2 protein-coding genes are annotated in these 1,585 nt (G+C 52.3%); both read left to right on the top strand.

Features of this window, described 5'->3' with window-relative positions; all coding sequences use genetic code 11:
- Window positions 1-396 precede the first annotated feature (396 nt).
- Window positions 397-1,263, top strand: a complete 867-nt coding sequence (folD, locus tag V6E55_RS25375; protein ID WP_114977991.1) for a bifunctional methylenetetrahydrofolate dehydrogenase/methenyltetrahydrofolate cyclohydrolase FolD — start codon at window positions 397-399, stop codon at window positions 1,261-1,263.
- Between the two features lies 1 nt (window position 1,264).
- On the top strand, window positions 1,265-1,477 hold the full coding sequence (gene ybcJ, locus V6E55_RS25370) for a ribosome-associated protein YbcJ (RefSeq protein ID WP_023310640.1): 213 nt from the start codon (window positions 1,265-1,267) through the stop codon (window positions 1,475-1,477).
- The last annotated feature ends 108 nt before the right edge of the window (window positions 1,478-1,585 follow it).

Here is a 1,585-nt window from a genome sequence, read left to right as displayed (position 1 = left end):
GCTGATAGAAACAGAAGCCACTGGAGCACCTCAAAAACACCATCATACACTAAATCAGTAAGTTGGCAGCATCACCTGAGTTTCATGTCTATTCCTTTAAAATGTAAATAACCCTTCCCGCGAATAATCGGGAATAAGAAATATGTTCAATTGTTGAATTGAAAACTTATTTCGGAGGAGACAAAGTAGCTCAGGAATCATTTTTTAAATATGTCAAAACGCTGCCATTTCTCCAGGTCACATCCTAATCCCGCCTAAGAAATTGACCATCCATCCGGAAGGGTTTTTACGCCCTGCTGATGAAAACTCGCAAAGGGTGACTGACAGCGGCGCTCGCTTCTGACAAAATACAGGCAATCCCCCCTTTCAAACGTTACAGACGGAATCTTCTCTCTGATGGCAGCAAAGATTATTGACGGTAAAACGATTGCGCAGCAGGTGCGCTCTGAGGTTGCGGAAAAAGTGAAGGCGCGTAAAGCCGCCGGAAAACGCGCCCCTGGGCTGGCCGTTGTGCTGGTTGGTAGCAACCCGGCATCACAGATTTATGTCGGCAGCAAACGCAAAGCGTGTGAAGAGGTGGGCTTCGTCTCCCGCTCTTACGATTTGCCAGAAACCACCAGCGAAGCAGAACTGCTGGAACTTATTGACACTCTGAATGCCGATAAAGAGATCGACGGTATTCTGGTTCAGTTGCCGCTACCAGCAGGCATCGACAACGTGAAGGTGCTGGAGCGTATCGCACCGGATAAAGACGTTGACGGTTTCCATCCGTACAACGTTGGCCGCCTGTGCCAGCGTGCACCGCGTCTGCGTCCGTGTACGCCGCGTGGTATCGTGACGCTGCTGGAGCGTTATAACATCGACACCTACGGTCTGAACGCCGTGGTCATTGGTGCCTCCAACATTGTGGGCCGCCCGATGAGCATGGAACTGCTGCTTGCAGGCTGCACCACCACCGTCACCCACCGTTTCACCAAAAATCTGCGTCACCACGTAGAGAACGCCGATCTGCTGATCGTTGCCGTCGGGAAACCGGGCTTTATTCCAGGTGAATGGATTAAAGAGGGAGCAATTGTCGTGGACGTCGGAATTAACCGTCTGGAAAACGGCAAAGTCGTCGGTGACGTGGTGTATGAAGATGCTGCGGCTCGTGCCTCTTACATCACCCCGGTACCAGGCGGCGTAGGCCCGATGACCGTCGCCACATTGATTCAGAATACTTTGCAGGCATGCGAAGAGTACCACGATGTAGAGGACGTGTAAGATGGCCACATTTTCGTTAGGAAAACACCCACACGTTGAGCTGTGCGATCTGCTGAAGCTGGAAGGCTGGAGCGAAAGCGGTGCGCAGGCGAAAATCGTGATCGCCGACGGGCGAGTAAAAGTCGACGGCGTGGTAGAAACCCGCAAACGCTGCAAGATTGTCGCGGGCCAAACCGTGAGCTTCGAAGGACAGAGCGTGACCGTTACGGCCTGAGCCGTTTGATGCCCTCACCTAACCCTCTCCCTGTACAGTCCGGGGACATGGTGAACACTTGTTCGGGGACATGGTAGACACTTACAACTAAGGCATAAGAACCCGTTA

This window comes from Enterobacter sp. 342 (genome assembly GCF_036663495.1).
Lineage (GTDB): Bacteria > Pseudomonadota > Gammaproteobacteria > Enterobacterales > Enterobacteriaceae > Enterobacter.
This window is presented reverse-complemented; position numbering and strand designations above follow the sequence as displayed.

Coding starts and splice junctions, on each gene's coding strand:
- folD (WP_114977991.1), top strand. CDS start 397: ATGGCAGCAAAGATTATTGACGGTAAAACGATTGCGCAGCAGGTGCGC.
- ybcJ (WP_023310640.1), top strand. CDS start 1,265: ATGGCCACATTTTCGTTAGGAAAACACCCACACGTTGAGCTGTGCGAT.